Source organism: Olleya sp. UBA1516, assembly GCF_002323495.1.
In the GTDB taxonomy this organism is placed as follows: Bacteria; Bacteroidota; Bacteroidia; order Flavobacteriales; family Flavobacteriaceae; genus Olleya.
This window is the reverse complement of sequence record NZ_DCQO01000020.1, coordinates 1-722: the sequence shown is the minus strand read 5'-3', so window position 1 is coordinate 722 and position 722 is coordinate 1. Positions and strand designations below refer to the sequence as shown.

Genomic DNA, 722 nt, shown 5'->3' with positions numbered 1-722 from the left:
AGTCAGGACCAGTTGTGTCTTCTATTGTGATTGTAGCAGTATAAATACTAAAGTTTCCAGTAGCATCTGTAAGAGTATAAGTTACTAGGATTGTTCCACTATTTCCACATGTAGATATTAGATTATTATAATCGAAATCAGATGTTACTTCTATGTTATCATCACAAGCATCAGTAGCACAATTCTCTAAGGCTAATATGTTAGCATTATCCCAATTTGTTGCTAGTTCTAAGTTATTATCTCCATTACATTCGATAGTTTCATCTAGTATTTCACAACTAGAAGTATCAGGTGGAGTAATATCTTCTATTAATTCAGTTGTTATTTGATCAGTATCAGTCACTGTTTCACCATTAACAATTATAACAGCATTTACTGTTGCTATATTAGTTACTTCTGTAGCATCTATATCTATTTGAGTAACTAAATATGTCGCAGTATAGATCCAAGTTTCAGTTGGCTCTAATATATTATTGTTATTTAGGTCACCAGATATTAATGAAATAATTACCGCAGGAATAGCATTATCTAATAAAGAATCCGTTATAACAATGTTACCTAATGAAACATTACCAGTGTTTGTAATAGTGAAAGTATAAGATATAGTTTCATCAATTTCAGTACATTCATTGTCATTATCATTATTGAAAACACCAGTTTTAACAATATTTATTGAGCCTGTTGGAGGACAGAACATTACTTCTGTATTATTTTCATCAATC

The 722-nt window shown here is 30.2% G+C and carries 1 protein-coding gene; it reads right to left on the bottom strand.

Going from position 1 to position 722, the window contains the following annotated elements; all coding sequences use genetic code 11:
• The coding region (locus B2989_RS12335) for a DUF7507 domain-containing protein (protein WP_422661832.1) at nt 1-722 on the bottom strand (722 nt) is incomplete at both ends.